Raw genomic sequence first — 22,530 nt, 5'->3', positions numbered from 1 at the left:
AGCGCAAACCGGGGGTACACGAAAGGAGAGCTTGATAATTTTTCGCGGATCGGATCAATCGCGTCGCTGGACCGTTCGAAGATCGGCAGGTTAACATATATCATGGAAAACCCTGCGGGTGGGGTGGGTTCCCAATAGAAAAATTCAATCGCTCCGATTGGACCCTTTCGAATGGGCTTATCGGCTGGGTCGCCTAATTCGTGCGCTGGCGACCTTGGTTTCTTGGGCAGGCAACACATGGCATCATCTTCCGAACACCACATCATGGGCGCGCGCGAGGCTATTCGCTGGATGCTTGGCCTCTTGAAGGGCGAGCGCAATTTCATCGCTCTGGCGCTGGTTTACGGCGTCGCGATTTCCGTACTTTCGCTGGCAACGCCGATTTCGGTGCAGATGCTGATCAATTCGGTCGCCAATACCGCTCTGGTCACACCGCTGGTTACCCTGGCCGCGACTCTGCTTGGCCTGCTGCTGATCGCGGTACTGCTATCGGCTTTGCGGATCTATACGATGGAGCTTTTTGCGCGGCGCTTCTATTCGCGTCAGGTAGCGGAGATCACCATCCGCTCGATCCATGCGCGCAACCCGTTTTTCGAGGACAGCAAGCGGCAGGACCTGTTCAATCGCTATTTCGATGTCAACACGGTGCAGAAGGCCGTGCCCAGCCTTTTAATTGGCGGCTTCACCATCATCCTGCAATCCGCCGTCGGGTTTGCCGTCACGGCCTTCTATCATCCCTTCTTCCTGGCATTCAACCTGATCGTCATCGGCTTGGCGGCACTCATCCTGCTGGTCTGGACCCGCGGAGCCATTCGCTCGGGCATCGCTCTCAGCCATGCCAAATATGACGCCGCCAAATGGCTCGAAAATGTCGGCGCGTCGAATGGCTTCTACAAATCAGGTCGCCATGTCGATTATGCGCTAGATGGTTCGGAGGCCGTGACGGCCACCTATATCGCCGCCAAGGCCAAGCATTTTCGCTATACCATGTCGCAGACCGTGGCCTTTCTGCTGCTCTATGCACTGGCCAGCTCGGGTCTGCTCGCACTGGGCGGCTGGCTGGTCATCCAGGGCGAGCTTTCGATTGGCCAGCTGGTTGCGGCAGAGCTGATCCTTTCTGCTGCATTTTACGGTCTCGGCCAGATCGGTGTGTATATCGATACAACCTGTGACCTGATTGCCGCCGCCGAGGAGATCGGCCTGATCTATCATATCGAGCAGGAAGAGGAGGTGCGCGAGGGTCAGGACGCGATCAGCGGCAGCGATCTGGTGCTGCGCCGGGTTACGCACACTGCCACCGCGCCAGGCATCACGCTCGACATTTCCATTCCCGCAGGCAGCCAGTTGATCGCGCAAGCCCAGAATCATGGGATACAGCGCTTGTTCACCCATGCAATGAAACGTTACCTGACGCCCGAAACCGGCGTCGTCACCTTGGGAGGCCAGGACATTGCGATGGTCGACATGTTCCGCCTGCGCAGCGAGATCATCGTCCTGGACCGTCCAACGATCGTTCAGGCGAGCATCCGCGATTATCTGCGCCTGGCCGGTCCCGAAACCACGTCGCGAGACGTGCTGAAGGCCTTGTCTCTCGTCAGGCTGGAAGAGCGCGTCATGCGTCTGCCCGACGGGCTGGACACACAGCTTTCGACCAGTGGCTGGCCGCTCTCCTATGCCGAGGCGCTGCGGCTGAAGCTGGCAGGGGCCATGCTGAAATGCCCGCGCCTGCTGATCCTGACCGGATTGTTTGACATGATCGATCCGGCTATTCTCAGGGACGTCCGCGCCGTCATGCGCAAAGAGGGGTCGACCATCATCCAGTTCAGCTATCGTCCCTCCGTTACCGAAGGGTGCAGCTATTTGTGGCTTGGTGAGGACGGACAGCGGATCATGGAAGATCCCGACGAGTTCCTGCAGATTGTCGACACCAAGGCAGAGGAGGCCGCGCATGGCAACGCGTGATCGCGCCCTGGACCGCTTCCGCACGCTTTCGGCGCAGCAGCCTCCCCGTCCGCTGCGCGCCATCGGCTGGATGATCCTGATCACTCTGGTCACCGCTACCCTGTTCATGGTCTATGTTCCGTGGATTCAGACGGCTGCAGGTGCCGGACAGGTCATCGCGCTCAATCCGCAGGACCGTTTGCAGAATGTGACAGCGCTCGTTTCGGGTCGCATCGAACGCTGGTATGTTCAGGATGGCGCCATCGTCAGGGAAGGTGATCCGATCGTCCAGATTTCCGACAACGATCCCATGCTGCTGCAACGGTTGCGCGTCGAGCGCAGTCTTGCCGAGGCAAAGGCGGCTGCGGCCGCCAGTGCGCTGAGCACGGCACGGCTCGATGTCGGGCGTACCGGAACGCTGTTCAGTGAAGGTTTGGCGTCGCGGCGCGAGAACGAGCTGGCCCGGATCAAGGTCGCCGAAATGGAGGCCAAGCTGGCCGAGGCGCAGGCCGCGATCACCAATATCGACATCAACCTGGCACGCCAGTCGCTGCAGCTCGTCCGCGCTCCGCGTGACGGCGTCATTCAGCGCATCAGCGGAGGCGACAAGGCCACCATGGTGTCGCAGGGTGATGTGCTGGCTACCTTTGCTCCGGTCGAGGCGCAGCGTATCGTCGAAATCTATGTCGATGGCCGCGACGCACCGTTGATCAAGAAAGGTCAGCAGGTGCGGCTGGAGTTCGAGGGATGGCCCGCAATCCAGTTCTCTGGCTGGCCATCTGTCGCTGTCGGTCTGTTTGACGGCGAAGTCCAGCAGGTCGACCTCGCAGCGTCGCAGAACGGCCTTTTCCGAGTTCTTGTGCGTGAGGCAAAGGGCAAGGCCCGCTGGCCGGGCGAACCGTATGTCCGTCTTGGTGCCAATGTTCGCGGCTGGGTTGCGATGGAGCAGGTTTCGGTCGGCTTCGAGCTGTGGCGCCAGCTCAACGATTTCCCGCTGCAGAATCCGGCTCTGACCGAACAGAACGGAACGGGGATGACTCAGACCGGCGGAAAGATGTCCTCGTCATCATCTTCCTCGTCGTCGTCCTCCTCCTCGTCCAGCAGTTCGTCGGGGAAGAAATGATGCCCAAGACCGTCTGGCTGGCGGGCTTGGCGGGCTTCGCGCTGCTCGCCACGCCTGCCCTTGCGCAGCCGCTGCCAGCGCCCGTGGTCGCGCCGGAGCAGGTGCCTTCCTCGCGTGGATTGCAGCTGTCGGAGGTTCTGGCGTCGTCGCGCAGGTTTGCGCCGACGATCCTGGAGGCTCTGGCCAATACCCGTGCCGCCGACGGGCGGGTGTTGGCAAGCGAGGGCGCGTTCGACCTGCTCTTCACCGGCGAGGGTTTCTCCCGCGTCGCGGGCTTCTATGATGGCACCTATGTCCAGGGCAAGGCCATCCAGCCGCTGACCAACAATGGCGGACAGCTGGAGGCGAGCTATCGCGTCTCGCGCGGGGATTTTCCCGTCTACGAGGATTATAGCTTCACCGATCGGTTGGGTGAACTGAAGGTGCGGGGCGTATTCGCGCTTCTGCGCGACCGCTATATCGACGATCGCCGTTTCGGTCAGCGCAACGCGCTGATCGAGCGTGACATTGCCGGGCTCGATGCGTTGCTCATTGCGATCGGGGTGCAGCAGCGGGCCATCCAGGCCTATGGCCAGTGGGTAGCGGCGGGCCAGCAGGTCCGTGTCTATACGTCGTTGGTCAACCTGGCACAGGATCGTCAGGAGGGTATCCGCCGTCAGGTGCAACTGGGGGCTCGCGCAGCCATCCTGCTGACCGAGAACGAACAGAACCTGTTGCGCCGCCAGTCGCTGCTGGTGGCCGCACAGCGCGATCTGGCCAATGCGGCGCAGCGGCTGTCCCTGTTCTGGCGTGACGATGACGGGCGCCCGCTGGTCGCAACTCCCGCTGACCTTCCGACATCGCTGCCCATGGTTCGCGCCATGCGGGAGACGGACCCTGCGGCCATCCTGGCTCGACGGCCCGATATCAAGTTGATCGAGCAGCGCCTGGAGCAGGGCGAGGCAAAGCTTGAGCTAGAGCAGAACAAGCTGCTGCCGTCGTTGCGGCTGTTTGCCGAAGCGGGCAAGGATTTCGGGGAACAGGGACTTGGCGGACGGTCGCGCGACCCGTTCGAGGCCGTTGTCGGCTTCACCTTTTCCATGCCGCTGCAGAATCGTGCCGCGAAAGGCAATGTTGCTGCAGCTGAAGCCAGCATCAATGCGCTCGAATGGAAACGGCGCCAGAGCGAGGAGCAGATCATCGCCGAGATCGCCCAGCTCTCGACCAACCTCACAGCGGCGGAACGGTTGGCTGTTCTGGCAAGGGACGAGGAGGTTCAGGCCGAAAAGCTGGCTGCCGGCGAGCGGCGCCTGTTTCAGGCCGGCGCCAGCGACTTCTTCCTTGTCAACCTGCGCGAGGACGCTGCAGCCAATGCTTCCATTCGCAGGCTGGATGCCGAATTCCGCCTGGCACAGGCACGTGCCGATCTCGTGGCTGTTGCGGCCGATCTCGATGCCTTGCAACTGGGCGATACGTTTGCCGAAAGTCTGCAGCCCTAGAGCATTTTCAAACTGACCGTTGGCGGTCAGCGCCTTGGAAAATGCGGCAACAGGCAGCCTGGGGTGTTTCGCTCATGATGAAAACGCCCCAGCCGACAGTATTGCAAAACGAGAAAAATCCCGCTGCGGTTTGCCGACCGCAGCGGGACAGGATCATTCTGGTATTCGGGCAGAGATAGGCGGGTGGCGCATCGGAGGCTAAGCTGCGACCTCGGCGGACCGATGCGCCACCCTGTCCGCAGCTTTGGGGTGTCCGTTCAAGCCGCGGCATCTTTCAAGCAGGTTTATCGAGCGGTTCGGGGAGGGGTTGCTCTCCTGCTTGTTGTGATCCGTATATGGCACAAGGTATCATTGTTTCCATTTGAAAGACCGGCGATGGACCGATAGATAGCTTCTATCAGACAGGGGATATGCCGTGCCCAGCCTTCGTCAGTTGCAGTATCTCGTCGCGCTCGACGATCACCGTCATTTCGGCCGCGCCGCGTTTGCCGTGCATGTGTCTCAACCGACACTCAGTCAGCAGTTGCGGACCCTGGAGGCAAGGCTGGGGGCTTCGCTGATCGATCGCAGCGGACAGGATGTGCAGCTCACGCCCCTGGGGCGGGATATTGCTGCGCGCGCACGTGGCATATTGGTGCAGGTCCGCGATCTTTCCGATCTTGCAAGGCGTGCAGGCAAGGGGATCGGCGGAACGCTGCGCTTTGGCGTGACCCCGACCCTGGGCCCCTATCTGATGCCCGCCATCGTTGCGGGGCTCCACCGGGAACAGCCCGACCTCCGCCTGCACATCCGCGAAGGCATTCCCGATGACCAGGTGCGTCAGGTAATGCGGGGCGAACTCGACATGATGCTGTGTCCCATGCCGGTCGATGCAACCGGCATCGTCGTGGAACCGCTGTTCAGCGAGCGGATGTTCGTCATCGCACCGCCCGACCACCGACTGGCTGGTCAGAAAGACATTCCTGCCAGTGAACTGAAGGGCGAGGGGTTTCTCACCCTGGACCGGCGGCACCATTTTCACCGCCAGACGCGCGATATATGCGAGCAGCTGGGCGCACATATCATGCACGACTATGAAGGTACCAGCCTCGACAGCATCCGTCAGATGGTCGGTTCCGGCATTGGCCTGGCCCTGTTGCCGGAGCGCTACATGGCGGCGGAAACGCAGGCGGCCGAAGTCGTGGCCACGCTGGATATTGCAGGCTGGAACGCGCGCCGGTCGATTGCCGCCCTGTGGCGGACGGGCGCAGCGTTCAGCGACGGTTTTCACGCCATTGCCGAGTTCATCCGCGCCTATGTCAACGAAACAGCCTAGAAGGCTCGTCTCAGGCTTCTGCCGGAACCATTCGCGCCATTTGCCACATGAGATTGTAAATGAGGGTGCGGGCGTCTTCTGGCAGCATCTCGCGGGTCTGACGGTCGAACGAGGCTCTGTTGCCACGCATTGCACTGCGAACCATGCCGACAAACATGGACTCGTCAGGAGAGAGCCTTCCGCAGCAGGGTCGTGATACGCAGAAGGGTTCAGGCCAGGCCTGGCCGATGGCCTCGACTACCAGCGAAAGCTGGTTGGATAGCGCGAGGCTGCCCAGACGGGCCGCAACGTGCGGGGCAGGATTTGTGCCAGCCTTGTGTGCGAACACGGCGATGCGCAGCGCCACAACCAGCTTCGCCTCGATCAGGCTAGCCGAACCCAATTCAGCCGGTTGATCCAGCAGATCCTGCCACCAATAGCCCATGATCAATCCTTCCATCGCAGATTGCTGCTCTGCTGCAGCGATGGAGAGAGGGTATTGCGAGTGGATCGCATTAGCAAGAATTTTCTGTGCCTTTCAATTTTTACGTTGGCAGGCATTGAACTCGGTCATTCTTTACCCTAGATTATGCGTGTCGGGATGCTTCCCCCCCTTTCGCATTCCGACAGGTGCACTTGTGCACCTCCTCCCTGAACCTTGGCCGCCTCGTGAGCAATCACGAGGCGGTTTTTTGTTGCGCGACCCCCGGATCAACGCGTCAGAAGCGGTGCAAGATACTGACCGGTATAGCTTTTGGCGACCTTCGCCACTTGCTCGGGCGTACCTTCGGCGACTACCTGTCCGCCCTTCACACCCCCTTCGGGGCCCATGTCGATAATCCAGTCGGCGGTCTTGATGACGTCGAGATCGTGCTCGATCACCACCACGCTGTTGCCCTGATCGACCAGCCGGTGGAGCACCTCGAGCAGTTTGCGCACGTCCTCGAAATGCAGACCGGTCGTCGGCTCGTCGAGAATGTACAGCGTCTGCCCGGTCGAACGGCGCGACAGTTCCTTTGCGAGCTTGACGCGTTGCGCTTCACCGCCCGAGAGGGTCGTCGCCTGCTGGCCGACCTTCACATAGCCCAGGCCCACTTCCCAGAGCATCGCCATCTTGTCGCGGATCGGCGGCACCGCCTTGAAGAACTCGACTGCATCCTCGACGGTCATGTCGAGCACGTCAGCAATCGAATGACCCTTGAACTTCACTTCCAGCGTCTCGCGGTTGTAGCGCTTGCCCCCACATTCCTCGCAGGTGACGTAAACATCGGGAAGGAAGTGCATCTCGATCTTGATGACGCCGTCGCCCTGGCACTTCTCGCAGCGCCCGCCCTTGACGTTGAAGCTGAACCGCCCGGGCTTGTATCCGCGCGCAAGGCTTTCGGGCAGCCCGGCGAACCAGTCGCGGATATTGGTGAACGCACCGGTATAGGTCGCCGGATTCGAACGGGGCGTCCGACCGATCGGCGACTGGTCGATATCGATCACCTTGTCGCAATGTTCGAGGCCAGTAATCTTGTCATGCGGTCCGGCGATGATCCGAGCTCCATTGAGCGCGCGAGCGGCGCCTGCAAACAGGGTATCGATGGTGAAGCTTGACTTGCCCGACCCCGATACGCCGGTGATGCAGGTGAAGGTGCCGAGCGGAATCGATGCCGTCACCCCGGTCAGATTGTTGGCGCGTGCATTATGCACGGTCAGCTTCTTGCCATTACCCTTGCGGCGTTTCTTCGGCACCTCGATCCGACGCTCGCCGGTCAGATATTGCGCGGTGAGCGAATCGTTCGAGCGCAGCAGTTCGTCGAGAGTGCCCTTCGCAACCACCTCGCCGCCATGCACGCCCGCGCCGGGGCCGAGATCGACGATATAGTCGGCGGTGCGGATCGCGTCCTCGTCATGCTCGACGACGATCACTGTATTGCCCAGGTCGCGCAGGCGTTTCAGTGTCACCAGCAGCCGGTCATTGTCCTTCTGGTGCAGGCCGATACTGGGTTCGTCGAGCACATAGAGCACACCCGAAAGGCCGCTGCCGATCTGGCTGGCAAGACGGATGCGTTGCGATTCACCACCGGACAGCGTCCCCGAGGTGCGGTCCAGATTGAGATAATCCAGCCCCACATTGTTCAGGAACCCCAGCCGCTCGATGATTTCCTTGAGGATCGCCTTCGCAATCTGCTGCTGCTGCGGGCCCAGCTTGTCGTTGAGCGTCTCAAAGAAATGCAGCGCATCGGCGACCGAGCGCCGGGTCGAGATCGAGATGTCCTCACCGGCCACCTTGACCGAAAGCGCTTCCGGCTTGAGGCGCGCGCCATCGCAGACCTCGCAGGGCTGCGCGGTCTGGTACTTGCCCAGTTCCTCGCGCATCCAGGCGCTGTCGGTTTGCAGCATGCGGCGGTTGAGGTTGCCGATCACGCCCTCGAACGGCTTCTTGACCTCATAGCTCCTGCGCCCGTCCTGAAAGCGCAGCGTCACCGGCTTGCCCGCGGTTCCGTGCAATATGATCAGCCGCACTTCGCCGGGCAGATCCTTCCACGGCGTATCGAGCGAAAAACCGAATTCCCGGCCCAGGCTGGCGAGTACCTGCATGTAATAAGGAGAGGGCGGGTTGGACTTGGCCCAGGGGACGATTGCGCCCTTCTTGAGGCTCAACTCCTCATTGGGCACGACCAGCTGCGGGTCGAAATACATTTTCTCGCCCAGGCCGTCACAGGCAGGGCAGGCGCCCTGCGGTGCATTGAACGAGAACAGCCGCGGTTCGATGGCCTCGATGGTGAAGCCCGAAACCGGACAAGCGAAGCGTTCGGAAAAGATGATGCGGTTATCGGGGATGCCGGCATTCTTCATGCCCTTTTTCGGCTTTTCTCCCTCATTCGCTTGCGGATCGACAGGGGCTTGTGCGGCCTTTTCTCCCAGCGCCGCAACCGTCCCATCCGCCAGGTCGACATAAGCGAGGCCATCGGCCAGTTTCAGCGCGGTTTCGAAACTGTCGGCGAGGCGCGTCTCGATTCCCTCACGTACTGCCATGCGGTCGATCACGACCTCGATGTCATGCTTGTACTTCTTGTCGAGCGCCGGCGCCGCGTCGATCTCGTACATCTCGCCGTCGATACGCACGCGGGTGAAGCCCGCCTTCTGCCACTCGGCGAGTTCCTTGCGATATTCACCCTTGCGGCCGCGCACCACGGGGGCGAGCAGGTAGAAGCGCGTGCCCTCGGGCAGCGCCATCACCCGATCGACCATCATGCTGACGGTCTGCGCGGTAATCGGCAGGCCGGTGGCGGGCGAATAGGGCACGCCGACACGCGCCCAGAGCAGGCGCATGTAATCGTAGATCTCGGTGACGGTCGCCACGGTCGAGCGCGGATTGCGGCTGGTGGTCTTCTGCTCGATGCTGATCGCCGGGCTGAGGCCGTCGATATGCTCGACATCGGGCTTCTGCATCATTTCAAGGAACTGGCGCGCATAGGCCGACAGCGATTCGACATAGCGCCGCTGGCCCTCGGCATAGATGGTGTCGAACGCCAGGCTGGATTTGCCGCTGCCCGACAGGCCAGTGATCACGATCAGCTGATCACGCGGCAGATCGATGTCCACGCCCTTGAGATTGTGTTCGCGCGCGCCGCGCACGGAGATGTGTGTGAGCATGAACAGCCTTATGTTCTAATGATGTTCCGCTGGCAAGCGGGGGAATGCGGGCTTGCGGCGCGTGCCTCGGTCGCGCGAGGAACATGGGAAAGGTGGGGCTCTGCCGCAAGGGCGGCCAATGCATCTGCTGGAACGTCTTTGCGGGAAGGGCGTAGCCATGATAGTCGAGATCAACTTTGTTCTGAGGGAAACAAGAGCATGACCATCCGTTTCGTCGGCACGGCCGCTTTGGCCATCGCGATGACCACATCTGCCTTCACGCTGCCCGCTGCCGCGCAGCAGGCCAATCCTCCGGCCACCGAGGCTCAGGACAGCGGCTCCATGGAGCCGTCCCCGGTCACCCTCAAGCCCAGCACACCCGAAGAGCAGGCGGAGCGCGAGGCTGCAAATGCCGCGCAGGTGCAGGCGTCGAACGCGCAACTCGCGCAGAATGCGGCCAATATCGCGAATTACGAAGCGCGGCGCGCCAGCTATGAAAATCAGATGAAGCTGTACGAGAACACTGTGGAATCACGTGACCGGGCCGAAGCGGAATATGCCGAGGTCAAGAAGCTGTACGATGCCATCCATGCGCAATGGGAAGCAGATGTCGCCGCGTGCAACGCTGGGCAGCGCAAGCGCTGCGCACAGGCACCAGTGGTTCCGCAATAATATCGTTTCGTATCAACGGCGGGCGGACTATTCCTTCGGCAGTGTCAGCGTGAAGCGCGCACCCTGACCGGGCGCGCTTTCGACCGTCAGGTCGCCCTGCATCGCGAGTGCCAGCCTGCGCGAAATGTAGAGACCCAGACCGCTTCCTCCATCACCGCTGCGACCCAGCCGTTCCCATTTGTTGAACAGCCTCTGTTGCTGTTCGCTCGTCAGCCCCGGTCCCTGATCGGCAACGGTCACGCTGGCCCAGTCGGGTCCCTCGTCGAGTCTCAACCAGATCATCGAGCCGTCGGGCGCATAGTTGATCGCATTGCCAAGCAGGTTGAGCAGCACCTGCAGTACGCGCCGGAATTCACCAACAGCCGGAAGGGCCTCGTCCTCGGCAGGGCGATCGACCCTTATCGCGCGGTCTGCAGCCTTGAGCGCGAGCAGACCTGCCGCGCGGCGTGCAAGATCGGCGAGATCCACCGGCTCGCGGGCGGCGCTGAAGCCGCTCGCCTCTATGGCCTCAAGGTCCGCCAGATCATCGATCAGTGCGAGCAGATGCCGCCCGGCTGATGCGATGTCGCCAGCATAATTGGCGTAATCGGCCCGGAGCGGCCCCTCGAGCCGCCCGCCGATGGTTTCCGCATTGGCAATGATGCGGCCGATCGGCTGGCGCAGGGCAGGGCCGATCTGGCTGCCGAACATGTGCGCCAGGCGCTGGCTGTCGAACAGCGGTGGCGGCTCGGGGGCGGTCATGGCCTCAGCATCCGCCGCCTCGGTCACCAGCAGGTTCCAGCCCGCGCCTGAAGGATCGCGGGTGCGATGCAATGTCCAAAGACGTTCGTCACCGGCCAGACGCAGCAGGGCGCCGTCGTGGCAGTCGGCCAACACCAGCGGGCCGCCACCCTCGATCGTAAGGAACGATCCCACAGACTTCAGTGTCGAATGCTCCGGCTGCCAGAATGCCGGCAACGGTTGCTCGCATTCGACGTTCAGAATCCGTCCCAGCGGATCGACGCGAATGCGGATCGAATTTCCGAGCGGCGGAACGGCGCTCTGGAATGGCCAGCCGTGATCGGCTTCAGGCAGGGGCCGTTCTCGCCATTGCGAAAGGACGAGGTCCGCTCCGGCACCGTCGGGAGCGCAATCGCACCAGAATTCGACAATCTCGCTGGCGCCAATCGCGGTGATCGGCCTTGAGAGGCGCATGCCGAGGCGCAGGGCATTGCGAACGAGATCGAGCAGAGCCGGCACAGCCAGGACGTCGCCATCACTGCCGCCCAGGCCGGCATGCAATCTGGCCAGGCGTGCATCCGCTGTGACAAGGCGTCCATCTCGGTCGATGCGCGCGGTGTCGGGCGCTCCGGCAGGCGGCGGAGCAAATCCGGTTTCAGCTTTCGGGCGATGCGCTTTCACCAGCCGGCCCCCTGCGGAACGAGCGGGTCCATGTTGCGCCAGCCAGCGACCAGCCGCGTTGCATTTTCGACGGTGATGCTGCGCAGGTCTGCGGCGAGCGGGAGGTCGTCAGGGCGCAGCGATGCCAGCGCTGCAACCCCCTCGAGCAGCCGGGCGGTCACGTCTCCATCAACACCGCATGCGCGCAGCACAACGGCGAGTCTTGCGAGACCGGGGTCACGGACCATGTCGAACAGCGTATCCGCCGAGAGCCCGGCGGCGCGTTCCAGCATGGCCATTGTCAGGCTGGGGCCAGTGTCGGCCAAGGCCCAGTCCGCGCTGGTGCGGGGCAGCTCGAACAGATGACAGAAGCGCATCAGCCGATGGGGTCTGGTCCTGCGCTCGTCAAAGGCCTGCAACAGAGCATCTGCAGCGGTGTTCAGCAGGAGCGGATCGGCGCCAACCTGATCCTGCAGCCACGCAACGCACAGGCGCACCAGCCCGTGCAGGGTCTCGGGCGGCAGCTCGTCGATATCAATCGCGAAGGATTGCGCGCGGCTGAGAAACCGGCTTTGCGCGATGATGACCGCCATGGCAGCTTCGGACAGCTCATCCTGTGCGTCTGCCACCTGGGATTCGATGCGAGGCGGCAATTCCGGTGTCGGAAGGCCGATCAGCCCCGATTGCCGATTGAGCCGCACCTCGATTGCGCGCGCCAGCAGCAAGCGTGTCGTGGGCGCATGCGCCAGCACGGCATTCCGGGCAAGTTGGCTGGCCAGACCTGCATCTCCGGTCAGCGCCTCGGTCAATCGCGAGGCCAGCGATTCGACGAAACCACCGGTGAGACTGAGGTCATCTTCGCGCAGAGGCTGAGCCTGGTCGGGCAGAAGATGCTGCCGGACCAGCGCGCCAACTGCCATGGCTTGCCGCGCGTGCGCATCGGCCTGGCGCAGAAGCGCGCCAACGTCCCGAAAGGTCGGGCGTGAGGGGGCCATGTCGCTCTTCATCGCCTTGCCCTACCAATGGCTGGTTAAAATGCTGTTAGTTGAAAGGTGCAGCCTTCCCCCGGGGATATGGGATCAGGCCGCCGGAGAGGCAAGCGCACGGTCGCGCGTCTGCCAGAGCAGAAGCGCCACCAGCCCCAGATTCCACAGCATCAGCAGAGGCATGATGCTGCCGAGGGGCAGGGCAATCATCGCGGCCGCAGCAACGAGGCTCGGCGAACCAGCCAGGCGCTGGGCAAATCGGGGCAGTGGCCCGTCAGTCCGGCTCAGAACGACCGCAAGCGCTGGCAGCATCAGAGCTGCGAACAATCCGGCCAGCCGGTCCGACGCAGCCACGCTGGTGACGGTCAGCACGAGAAATGCCAGAGCGAATGCCAGATTGCGCACAACCTGCTCGATCGGGCGTGTCAGATCGCCCACAAAGCGGCCGTACAGTCGATTGGCTGCATGTCCAGCCATTCGTCCGATGATCAGCAGGGGCAGGGCGGCAAGGCTCCAGCCCGAGACGGCGGCCCCTGCTGCCAGCGCTGGCAGCGCGATGGCCGAGACCCGCAAGGCCGGCCGCGCCCAGCGGGCAGACCAGGCACGTTTGGCAATCGCCGAAAAGGCGCGGGTCTGAACGATCCTTGCTCCCAGCGCGCCGGCCGATCCCGCCAGTTCCTGCAAGGCAAGTGCCTCCGCCTCGCGATTGTCGCGTACAATCGCGATCCTGCCGGCTTCGGCCTGGGCAAAGGCCAGCACATTCCTTCGATACCCCCGCTGCACCGCCAGACGAAGCAGCGCCGACTGCACGTTCCAGTCCTCGGGAAGATCACGTGCTTCCACCAGATCGCGCGCGCGCACGCAGGCAAGACCTGCCCATATGTGATTGATATCGATCCGTTCGAAGCGTTCGACGAGCACGCGGGCGCCATCGCCCGGGGCAAAGGTGGCAACGAATGTTCCCGTTTCGCGGGCCAGCAGGTGCATATCCGCCGGGGCAACATACAGGCCTTCGGCGATCACCAGCAATTCGTCCTCGCTTGCCAGGCGCACGCTGATATCCGCGACCGAACGGACAAGATGAAAGGCGACGCCGCGCCTTGCCGCATAAGCCTCGATCTCGCGAACGGTCTCATCGACCGTGCCGATCAGGCACAGGATTTCGCCCGCGCCAGCATCGACCGCCAGATCGACATGCAGCATCGCCAGCCGCCCCTGCGCAAGGGGGAGAGCGCCGCGCAGCATAGTGCTGCCGGGCACGGTTTCGATCAGCGAGATGAGCGCAGCGCGCACGGATTGTGGCTCCAGTTGGTCGGGAGCGGCTGTCTTATCGGCAAGCTGTCACAATGCCAACCGCGGGAGGGGCAAGTCGGTCGGCGCGTGTCACGTCAAGGCGTCGGGCCGTTCATGTCGCCGAAGTCGCGCATGGCATGTGCCAGTTCCCGAAGCACGACCGGATCACCTGGGGCTCCTTCCAGCGCCTGGTCTGCAAGATCGACGATGCCCTGAACGCTGAAGCTTGCTGCAAGGCTCTTGAGCCGAAGCGCGGCGAAGTGCCAGTTTGCGTCGCAGCGTGCGCGGCCCAGGAGATCGATCTGGCGGGCAGCGCTTTCAAGAAAGGCGCCGCGCAATTCCGCGACGAGATCGGGATCGTTGCCAACCGCTGCAGACAGCGCTGCGTTCAATGCTCCGGATTCATAGGCCATGGTCCATCCGAATAGACGAGCCGTCTTAACTTTCGGTTTCTGGCCCCGCAAAATCTGTTAAGTATGTTGGCATGGGCGAGGGGAAGAAAATCATAGACCTGCGGCATGGTCGCAGCGACGAACAGCCTGGAACGCAGGATGTTTCACCGGACATGGCGGCACCCGCCTCTCCGGAGCAGGTGTCTGTCGATGCGCCCTCTGATTCGCGAGGGCCCTGGGCGGATGACGAGGTGGCTCCCGTTATCGGCTCATCGATCGGGCCTGGCGGCTGGGCTGCAATTGCAGCAGGTCTTGCCTGGACCGGAGCCTATATCTGGGCATCCTTGCCCCTCTGGCAGGGCATGATGACCCCGGTACTTGCCGTCCAGGCCATTGTGCAATGGGCAACGCCGGTCGTCCTGATCGCGGTTCTCTATCTGGTCATCCAGCGCAACAGCAGCAGCGAGGCGCGTCGATTTGGCCGGATCGCCGGCTCGCTGCGGGCGGAAAGTGCCATGCTCGAGACGCGGCTGGCGCATGTGAACGCCGAACTGTCGCTCGCGCGCGAATTCCTGGCCAACCAGAGCCTCGAACTCGAATCGCTCGGCCGCGTATCGAGCGACCGTCTTCGCGGATTTGCGGACGAATTGCGCGCCACGATCGAGGCCAGCGACACCGGGATGCGTGCGATCGGCGAGGTCAGCGCCGCTGCTTCCGGCAATATGGACAAGCTGCGCAATCATCTGCCCGTCATCGCCAATTCTGCGAAGGACGTGACTAACCAGATCGGCAATGCGGGGCGTACGGCACAGAGTCAGGTCGAAAATCTGGTCGGAGCCTTTCAGAAGCTCAACGCCTTCGGTCAGGCTGCCAGTGCGCAGATAGCCACTCTGGTTCAGGAATCGGATGCAGCCACTACCCGCCTTGGCGAGTCGGTGGAGACAAGCGGGGCCGCGCTGACCCATCATGTCACCGAAGCCAGCGAACAGATGGACCGGGCGATCGAAACCGTGGCCAGCCGCCTCGCCAATGCGCGCAGCAATCTGGACAAGACCGCCGAGGCGCAGATCGCAGAGCTTCAGATGCAGGTGGCCGAACTGGACCAGTCTCTCGCGCAGATGGCCGATGCCATGGCCAGCCGCGCGACACACAGCCGACAGGATATGCGCGCTGCGGTAGACGATCTCGGCCTGACCCTCACGACGCTGGCGACATCCGCTGGCGAGAGCGAAGCGACGATCCGCCAGATCATAGCGGCTGCAGACGCCCAGATCAGCGATGCGGAGCGCAGGCTGCAGGCGATGGACAAACAAAGCAGCGATTCGCTTGGACGGCTTGCTTTTGCGCTGTCTGCGCTCGACAGCAATGTGGCGGCGCTGACCGAGAAGCTTGCAGCAGGTAGCGGGCATGCCGAGATATTCGATGCCAAGGCGGATCGTGTCAGGGCGTCGCTCGAACATATCCAGCGTCAGGCCAGCGACGCGATCCCGGAGGCGCTGATCGAACTGGACCGCAAGACCGGCGCAAGCTCGGAGAGTGTCGCCACCCTGCGCGCGGGTGTCGGCGAAGTCGACGACCAGATGATCCGTCTGGGCTCGGTGCTGGGCAGTTTCGAACAGCGCATTGCCGAACAGGCGGTCGAGGTCGGGCGCCTTTCCGAAGCGAGCGACGCGGGCTGGCGCGAGCGCACGGAGGATATCGGGGCACTGATCGCCGCAATGCGCGCGGCTCGTGACGATATCGATGACATCAACCAGACATCGGCCATCAAGCTGGTGGAGACGATGCGCGACGTGCATCGCGAAGCGCAGGCTGCAGCCGATGAGGCACGCCGGGCAATGGACCGGGCAATTGGGGGCGCGACCGACAAGCTGGGCCAGGACAGTGCAGCCGCGCTCGAGAAGGTGCTTCGCGGCAAGGCGGAGGAACTTGTCGGCAAGCTTGAAGGCGCCATCAGTCGTGCCGTCGGGGCGACCAGCGAGGCAAGCCTGCACCTCAAGGATCAGCTTGCGCGCGTTGATGATCTTGCCACCCATCTCGAGCGGCGCGTGGCTGAAGCCCGCGAGATGGCCGAAGAGCGGACGGACAATGATTTTGCCCGGCGGCTGGCGCTGCTGACCGAATCGCTCAACTCCTCCGCGATCGACGTCGACAAGATACTGTCCGCCGAGGTCAGCGATACCGCCTGGTCCGCCTATCTGAGGGGCGATCGCGGCGTGTTCACGCGGCGCGCGGTTCGCCTGATCGACAGTGGCGAAGCGAAGGATATCGTGTCCGCCTATGAGAACGACCCCGAGTTCTTCGAGCTGGTCAACCGGTATATCCACGATTTCGAAAGCATGCTGCGCACTGTGCTGTCTACCCGCGACGGCGGGGTGATGGGGGTCACCCTGCTGTCATCGGAAACCGGCAAACTCTATGTCGCGCTCGCACAGGCCATCGAGCGACTGAGAAACTAATCGCGCTTCGTGGCGCTGACCTCCTGGACGGGTGGGGCATTTTCCCAGCCGCCCCCCAATGCTCGGAAAAGCGACACCTCAGCCTCTGCCCGCGTCGCCATCGCCGATCCGCTGGCAGCTCGCGCGCTCAGCAGATTGCGCTCGACTTCCAGCAGCTGCAGGGCATTGTCCCGGCCCGCGCGAAAGCGGATACGGGTGATGCGAGCTACCTCTTCGGCCGAATTGGCCGCCGCCTGGAGTGCTGCTTCCTGCTCGATCGCTGCCTTCAACCGTGCGAGGGCCTGCTCGGTTTCCTGCAGGGCCGTCAGCACGGCGCCATCGAACGCGGCCAGACGGGCATCAGCCTGCGCCGATGCAGCGTTGACGCGCGCACGTGCGGCCCCGTCGATCGGCAAAGACCAGGAGATCAGCGGCCCGATGGAAAAGCCGATATTGTTCGATTCGGTCAGTGCATTCGGGGTAGTTCCACCGATGGATAGCGAGCCGGCGAGGCTGATCGATGGATAGAGCGCTGCCGTCGCAACTCCGATCCGGGCCGTGTCAGCGGCCAGCCTGGCTTCGGCGGCGCGCACATCCGGTCGGCGGGCGAGCAGCGCTGCGCCATCGCCAACAGGGATCGCGGTGCGGACCCTGGGCGGCGTGGTGCAGGCGGCTGCGGCTGCATCGATGCTGGAAGGCGTGTCACCCGTGAGCGTGGCCAGGGCATAAAGCGCCGCGCGCTGCTCTGCCTCGAATTGCGGCACCTGCGCCTGAGCCTGCGCCACCAGCAGCTCGGCATTGGCCACGTCTCGGCGCTGGCCTCGCCCGGCGGTGAACAGGCGCTGGGTCAGGTCCAGTGTGCGTTTTTGCGTCTCAAGCGATTCACGGGCAATATTGGCCTGCAACCGGCTGGAACACGCCAGCGCATAGTTGCGTGCCACTTCTGCTGCCACGCTGACCCGCGCGGCATCGAGCTCGGCCTGAGCTGCCAGCGCATCGCCGCGCGTGGCCTCGACCGATCGCCGAATCCCGCCAAACAGATCGATCTCGTATGAGGCATCGCTCGCCAGCTGATAGAAATCGAAGGAGAGCGGCTGCGGAGGGGCAAAGCCGACACCTGCATTGGCGCCGACACCCACCTGATTGGTATTGGCCGAGCCTTGCGCGTTGAGACTGGGCAACTGCCGTGCCTTGGCCTCGCGGATCAACGCACGGGACTGACGCAGGTTGGCGCTGGCCTCGCGCACCGTCGTGTTGCGTTCGAGCGCCTTTGTCACCAGCGCATCGAGCGCAGGATCTTCGAACAGGCGCCACCAACCCTCGGGCAGCGGGCTCGCCGCAAAGCGCGCATCGGCGCCTTCGGCAAAGCCCTGTGCCGCAGTCGCCGGAGTGGCAGGGCGTTCGAAATCCGGCCCGACGGTGCAGGAAGCGAGCGAAGCGCTGAGTGCAACAGTGCCAAGAAGGCGGAGCTTGATGGTCATGGCTGATTGCCCTCCAGGGCTGGCTGGGCGGGGGTTTGCGAATCATCCTTCCGGCGGCTGTGGGACCAGGCCTTGACTCGCTCTTCCAGCGTCCGGACCATCACGTAGAAGGCGGGCGTGAACAGCAGGCCGAAAATGGTCACCCCGATCATGCCGAAGAACACGGCAATGCCGAGCGCCTGACGCATTTCCGCGCCTGGACCGGACGAGATCACCAGTGGCAGCACGCCCAGGATGAACGCGAGCGACGTCATCAGGATCGGGCGGAGGCGCTGGGCAGCGGCATGGCGCGCCGCCTCGAGCACCGACTGGCCATGATCCTCGTTATGCTTGGCGAACTCGACGATCAGGATCGCGTTCTTCGCCGCCAGACCGATCAGCACGACCAGCCCGATCTGCGTCAGGATGTTGTTGTCGCGCCCCATCAGGTTCACGCCCAGAATGGCGGCCAGCAGGCACATCGGCACGATCAGGATCACTGCCAGCGGCAGCACCAGGCTTTCATATTGCGCGGCGAGCAGCAGGAAGACGAAGATGACGCCGAGCGCGAAGACGAGGGTGCCGGTGCTGCCGGCAGCACGCTGCTGATAGGCGATTTCCGTCCATTCATAGTCGAAGCCCTGAGGCAGCACCTTCTGGGCCAGCTTTTCCATGGCATCAAGCGACTGGCCGCTCGAATAGCCGGGCAGCGTATCGCCCTGCAGTTCCGCAGCGCGATAGAGATTGTACCGGACCACGCGATACGCACCGGAGTCGTTGCGCAGGCTCATGACCGCATCAAGCGGCACCATCTGACCGGTCGAGGACCGCGTGCGCAGCCGCCCGATATCGGACACATCATCGCGATAGGGTGCATCGGCCTGGGCGGTAACGCGGAAGGTTCGGCCCAGAAAGTTGAAGTCGTTGATATAGCTGGAGCCGAGATACGTGCCGAGCGTCGAGAAGATGTTCTCCACCGGCACACCAAGCTGCTCGGCGCGCGCCCGGTCGATATCGGCGAACAGCCGCGGGGTTCGGGTGTTGAACGTGGTGAAGGCTCCTGCAATTCCCTCGGTCTGATTGGCACCTCCCATCATCGCGAAGGCTGCGCCTTCCAGCGCCTGAAGCCCGGCATTGCCGCGATCCTCGATGATCATCTTGAAGCCGCCACCCGTGCCGAGGCCGGAGACCGGTGGCGGGGCAATGACAAGGACATTGCCGGCCGTGATCCGTGCCATCGCACCGAAAAGCTCGCCCGCCAGTTCGGTCGCACCGATACGGGTGCCCGCTGGCTTCAACGTGATGAAGATGGCACCGGCATTGGGCGCATTGGTGAAGGTCGCGCCGTCAAAGCCGGCAAAGGCGATGGTGCTGATGACGTTCGGGTTCTTGAGCGCGATCGCCTGCGCTTCTTCCAGCGTCGCGGTCGTGCGCTGCAGGGATGCACCTGGCGGCATCTGGACCACGCCGATAAGATAGCCCTGATCCTGTGCAGGAATGAACCCGGCAGGCGTCGCGGCGAACCGCCATCCTGCCACCGCAATCAGCGCCAGATATGCAACACCCATGAACATCAGGCTGCGGATTGTCCGCGCGGTCAGGCGGCCATAGCGTTCGGACAGCCTGGCAAAGGCCCGGTTGAAACCGCGTGCGAAGCGCGTGCCCCAGCCGCGCCATCCAGCCGGAACATCCTCTTCGTCATGACTGCGCGGACGCAGCAGCAGGGCCGCAAGGGCTGGCGAGAGGGTCAGCGACACGAAGGCAGACACTGCCGTCGCGCCAGCAATCGTCACTGCGAACTGCTGATAGAACGCGCCCGAAATGCCGGGAATGAATGCGGTCGGAATGAACACGCCGCACAGCACGAGAGCAATGGCGATCAGGGCGCCGGAGACTTCGTCCATCGTCTTGTGCGCAGCGTCGAGGGGACTCAGTCCTTCCTCTTCCATCAGGCGTTCGACATTCTCGACCACGACGATGGCGTCATCAACCACGATGCCGATGGCCAGAACCATGCCGAACAGCGAGAGGCTGTTGAGCGAGAAACCGAGCGCGGCAAGCACGGCGATGGCTCCGGCAAGAGCGATCGGAATGGCCACGATCGGAATGATCGCCGCGCGCCAGCTCTGCAGGAACAGCAGAACCACGATGGCGACGAGAATGATCGCTTCGACCAGCGTGTCCTGAACCGCTGCGATCGACGCCTCGACATAGCTGGTCGGGTTATAGGGTATGCTGTAGGCCATGCCGGGCGGGAAGTTTTCTTCCGCGCGCTTGAGTTCGTCCTCGACGGCCTTGGCGACCGTGAGCGCATTGGAGCCGGGTAGCTGCGAGATCGCCAGCGCGACCGTGGGCTTGCCGCTGGCAAAGGCATTGATGCTGTAGTCCTGGGCTCCCAGTTCGATCCGTGCGACGTCTGCAAGGCGGGTCAATGCCAGACCATCACGCTTGATCACGATCTGGCCGAACTCCTCCGGCGTGCTCAGCCGGCCCTGGGTCTGCACCCCCAGCTGGAAGGCCGTGCCGCCGCTGTTGAAGGGGGGCTGGCCGATGGAACCTGCGGAAACCTGCGCATTCTGGGCACGGATCTCGTTCACGATTTCGTCGACGGTCAGGTTGCGCGTCGCCGCCAGTTCCGGATCGATCCAGACGCGCATGTTATAGTCGCGCCCGCCGAAAAGGCGTGCCGAGCCGATGCCATCGATGCGCGAGATGCGGTCGATGATCTGCAGCGTCGCATAATTCGAGATATAGGGCTGGCTCAGCGATCCATCGGGCGAATAGAAATTGGCCACCAGCAGAAGGTCGGGAGAATTCTTGCGCACGGTGACGCCGATCTGGCGCACTTCCTGGGGCAGGCGAGGCTCTGCCGTGCTGACACGGTTCTGGACCAGCACCTGTGCCTGGTCGACATCGGTGCCCTGGGCGAAGGTGACCGTGATCGCCAGATTGCCGTCGCCGGTTGATGACGAGGACATGTAGAGCATGTCCTCGACGCCGTTGATCGATTCCTCAAGCGGCGCGGCAACAACATCAGCGATGGTTTCCGCGCTCGCGCCGGGGTAACTCGCACTGACCACGACCGTGGGCGGTGCAATCTCGGGATATTGCGATACGGGCAGGGTGGGATAGGCCACCACGCCGAAGATGACGATCAGGATCGAGAGGACCGCCGCGAAGATCGGGCGGTCGATGCAGAAATGGGCAATGCGCATCGGATTAGCTCGCTGTCGCCTGGGCCGGGGCCGGAGCGGAGATGGGGCGGGCGATCGGGGCATCGTCCTTTGCACGAGCCTTGATCTGTCCCTTGCGCGGCGTGACCACCATGCCCGGCTGCATCCGCGTCAGACCGTCGATCACGATGCGCTCGGTCGGCGCAATACCTTCACGGATGACCCGCAGGCCCTCCACCATCGGGCCGGTCTGGACCGGGCGCGGGGTCACCTTGTTGCCCTTGCCCAGCACGAAGACGAGCTTGCGCGTCTGGTCGGTCATGATCGCCTCGTCGGGAACGAGCAGGGCCTTGTAGGTGCCCGATCCCAGCAGACGGGCTCGGCCGAACATGCCGGGGACCAGAAAGCCCTCGGGATTGTCCACCATCGCATAGGCGGTGATGGTGCCGGTTTCCGGGCTGATTCCGTTATTGAGAAACGCCATGCGACCGCGCCAGCGGAAGGTCGGTTCGTCTGCCAGCTGGATTTCCACAGGGTTTGGCGCATAGCGCGAACTGCGTCGTTCGCCGCCGGCATCCTGGCGGATATACTTGAGGTAGAACGCTTCTGCGCCGTCGAAGCTGAAACGGATAGGGTTTATCCGCACGATCCGCGTCAGTTCGGTCTGCCCTGCACTCACGAAATCGCCGACATCGACCATTCTGCTTGATGCCCGGCCCGAGATGGGGGCACGCACTTCTGTAAACGACAGGTCAAGCTGGGCCTGCTGCCGCCGCGCCTGAGCCGCTGCCAGCGACGCCCGGGCGGAGCGCAGATTGGCCGCCAGCGTGTCTGCCTCTTCCTTGCTGATGGCATCGAAGCCGACAAGTTCACGACCGCGCGTTGCCTGCGCCTGGGCGTTGACAAGGGCAGCGCGTGCACTTGCGACGCTCGCCTCCGCTTCAGCCAGGGCGGCACGGAAAGGGCGCTGGTCGATGACGAACAGCAGCTGCCCCTTGCCCACATTGCCTCCATCCCGGAACGCCACGCGCGCGATAGGTCCGGAGACGCGCGCGACCAGCTGCACGTCCTCGTCGGCTGTGAACCGGCCGATATACTCGTCCCAGTCGACGACCTCGCGCTGCAAGGGCGTTGCTATTGTCGCAGCGGGGGGTGGCGGGGCTGGGGGCGGTTCGGAAGAACAGGCGCTGATCAGCAGCGAAAGGGCTGCTGCGACAAGCGCGCATCTGGGGGGGACGCGCATCAGAGACTCCGGATTTTTATATTGCACCGCAGC

15 protein-coding genes are annotated in these 22,530 nt (G+C 63.2%); 6 read left to right on the top strand and 9 right to left on the bottom strand.

The annotated features are described in order from the left end of the window. The first annotated feature begins 237 nt into the window (after positions 1-237). From C7451_RS09485 to C7451_RS09470, 4 genes are all read left to right on the top strand, one after another. Positions 238-1,962 carry an ABC transporter transmembrane domain-containing protein gene (locus C7451_RS09485; protein WP_244181764.1) on the top strand — a complete coding sequence of 575 codons (1,725 nt, stop codon included), beginning with the start codon at positions 238-240 and terminating at the stop codon, positions 1,960-1,962. Continuing rightward, on the top strand, positions 1,949-3,064 hold the full coding sequence (locus C7451_RS09480) for an efflux RND transporter periplasmic adaptor subunit (protein ID WP_110298715.1): 1,116 nt from the start codon (positions 1,949-1,951) through the stop codon (positions 3,062-3,064). Before C7451_RS09485 ends, C7451_RS09480 begins: the two co-directional genes overlap by 14 nt. Beyond that, complete coding sequence (locus tag C7451_RS09475) at positions 3,064-4,542, top strand: TolC family protein (protein WP_208625178.1); 1,479 nt, start codon at positions 3,064-3,066, stop codon at positions 4,540-4,542. Before C7451_RS09480 ends, C7451_RS09475 begins: the two co-directional genes overlap by 1 nt. Before the next feature lie 415 nt (positions 4,543-4,957). Further along, positions 4,958-5,857 carry a hydrogen peroxide-inducible genes activator gene (locus tag C7451_RS09470; RefSeq protein ID WP_244181762.1) on the top strand — a complete coding sequence of 300 codons (900 nt, stop codon included), beginning with the start codon at positions 4,958-4,960 and terminating at the stop codon, positions 5,855-5,857. Between the two features lie 10 nt (positions 5,858-5,867). On the opposite strand, the gene C7451_RS09465 is transcribed toward C7451_RS09470, so the two are convergent. Both C7451_RS09465 and uvrA read right to left on the bottom strand, forming a co-directional pair. Continuing rightward, on the bottom strand, positions 5,868-6,296 hold the full coding sequence (locus C7451_RS09465) for a hypothetical protein (RefSeq protein WP_110298712.1): 429 nt from the start codon (positions 6,294-6,296) through the stop codon (positions 5,868-5,870). Between the two features lie 251 nt (positions 6,297-6,547). Continuing rightward, complete coding sequence (gene uvrA / locus C7451_RS09460) at positions 6,548-9,481, bottom strand: excinuclease ABC subunit UvrA (RefSeq protein ID WP_110298711.1); 2,934 nt, start codon at positions 9,479-9,481, stop codon at positions 6,548-6,550. A gap of 198 nt (positions 9,482-9,679) precedes the next feature. On the opposite strand from uvrA, the gene C7451_RS09455 reads away from it, so the two are divergent. Further along, on the top strand, positions 9,680-10,132 hold the full coding sequence (locus tag C7451_RS09455) for a hypothetical protein (protein ID WP_110298710.1): 453 nt from the start codon (positions 9,680-9,682) through the stop codon (positions 10,130-10,132). Between the two features lie 27 nt (positions 10,133-10,159). Here C7451_RS09455 and C7451_RS09450 read toward each other — a convergent pair whose 3' ends face one another. The 4 genes from C7451_RS09450 to C7451_RS09435 form a co-directional block, all read right to left on the bottom strand. Continuing rightward, on the bottom strand, positions 10,160-11,533 hold the full coding sequence (locus tag C7451_RS09450; RefSeq protein ID WP_244181760.1) for a sensor histidine kinase: 1,374 nt from the start codon (positions 11,531-11,533) through the stop codon (positions 10,160-10,162). Then, positions 11,530-12,507 (bottom strand): hypothetical protein, encoded by a 978-nt coding sequence (locus C7451_RS09445; protein ID WP_146215334.1) that lies wholly within the window; start codon positions 12,505-12,507, stop codon positions 11,530-11,532. Before C7451_RS09445 ends, C7451_RS09450 begins: the two co-directional genes overlap by 4 nt. An 84-nt stretch (positions 12,508-12,591) precedes the next feature. Then, entirely contained in the window at positions 12,592-13,791 is a 1,200-nt protein-coding gene (locus C7451_RS09440) for a hypothetical protein (protein WP_110298708.1), read from the bottom strand. A 95-nt stretch (positions 13,792-13,886) separates the two neighbouring features. Further along, positions 13,887-14,204, bottom strand: coding sequence for an Hpt domain-containing protein (locus C7451_RS09435; RefSeq protein ID WP_110298707.1), 318 nt, complete (start codon positions 14,202-14,204; stop codon positions 13,887-13,889). Between the two features lie 152 nt (positions 14,205-14,356). Here C7451_RS09435 and C7451_RS09430 point away from each other — a divergent pair, with 152 nt between their 5' ends. Beyond that, positions 14,357-16,642 carry a coiled-coil domain-containing protein gene (locus C7451_RS09430; protein ID WP_146215333.1) on the top strand — a complete coding sequence of 762 codons (2,286 nt, stop codon included), beginning with the start codon at positions 14,357-14,359 and terminating at the stop codon, positions 16,640-16,642. Here the strand turns inward: C7451_RS09430 and C7451_RS09425 are convergent. The 3 genes from C7451_RS09425 to C7451_RS09415 are packed head-to-tail and all read right to left on the bottom strand — an operon-like array spanning position 16,639 to position 22,497. Beyond that, positions 16,639-18,102, bottom strand: coding sequence for an efflux transporter outer membrane subunit (locus tag C7451_RS09425; RefSeq protein WP_110298705.1), 1,464 nt, complete (start codon positions 18,100-18,102; stop codon positions 16,639-16,641). The genes C7451_RS09430 and C7451_RS09425 overlap by 4 nt on opposite strands. Next, positions 18,099-21,296: an efflux RND transporter permease subunit gene (locus tag C7451_RS09420; RefSeq protein ID WP_110298704.1), complete on the bottom strand. Its 3,198-nt coding sequence runs from the start codon at positions 21,294-21,296 to the stop codon at positions 18,099-18,101. The genes C7451_RS09425 and C7451_RS09420 overlap by 4 nt, the downstream gene beginning before the upstream one ends. Positions 21,297-21,300: 4 nt before the next feature. Next, positions 21,301-22,497, bottom strand: coding sequence for an efflux RND transporter periplasmic adaptor subunit (locus tag C7451_RS09415; protein ID WP_110298703.1), 1,197 nt, complete (start codon positions 22,495-22,497; stop codon positions 21,301-21,303). Positions 22,498-22,530: the final 33 nt, after the last annotated feature.

Origin of the sequence: Blastomonas natatoria, assembly GCF_003201955.1 — a bacterium.
GTDB classification, from domain to species: Bacteria; Pseudomonadota; Alphaproteobacteria; order Sphingomonadales; family Sphingomonadaceae; genus Blastomonas; species Blastomonas natatoria.
Note: the sequence above shows the minus strand (reverse complement) of the source record. Positions and strands in the feature narration are given on the sequence as shown.